The sequence below is a fragment of the Streptomyces calidiresistens genome (genome assembly GCF_014141525.1).
GTDB classification, from domain to species: Bacteria; Actinomycetota; Actinomycetes; order Streptomycetales; family Streptomycetaceae; genus Streptomyces; species Streptomyces calidiresistens.
This window is the reverse complement of the sequence record NZ_VKHS01001554.1, coordinates 1-474: the sequence shown is the minus strand read 5'-3', so window position 1 is coordinate 474 and position 474 is coordinate 1. Positions and strand designations below refer to the sequence as shown.

The 474-nt window shown below is 79.1% G+C and carries 1 protein-coding gene; it reads right to left on the bottom strand.

What is annotated here, in order from left to right; all coding sequences use genetic code 11:
* A partial coding sequence (gene cbiT, locus FOE67_RS28250) for a precorrin-6Y C5,15-methyltransferase (decarboxylating) subunit CbiT (RefSeq protein ID WP_182667627.1) occupies positions 1–474 on the bottom strand: 474 nt, incomplete at both ends.

Sequence of the window (474 nt, the reverse complement as noted above, 5' to 3'; positions counted from 1 at the left end):
CCGCCGGGCCGGGTGCGGCGGGGCGGGTCACCGACCACTGGGTGACCGGCATGGCCTGGGTCCAGCCCGTGAAGCCGCCCACCGCACGGGCCCGACCCAACTGGAGCCGGATCAGCTCCCCGCCGTGCCGCCGGCGGCGCTCGGCGAGCAGGGCCTCGGACTCCAGGGTGACGGTGTTGGCGACGAGTCGGCCGCCGGGCGGCAGCGCCTCCCAGCAGGCGTCCAGCAGGCCGGGGGCGGTGAGGCCGCCGCCGATGAAGATCGCGTCGGGGGTCGGCAGTCCGGCGAGGGCCTCGGGGGCGGTGCCGGTGACCACCCGCAGCCGGGGCACGCCCAGGCACTCGGCGTTGCGGGCGATGCGGGCCGCCCGGTCCGGGTCGCGTTCCACGGTGACGGCGCGGCAGGCGGGGTGGGCGCGCAGCCACTCGACGGCGACGGACCCGGCGCCGCCGCCCACGTCCCACAGCAGTTCGC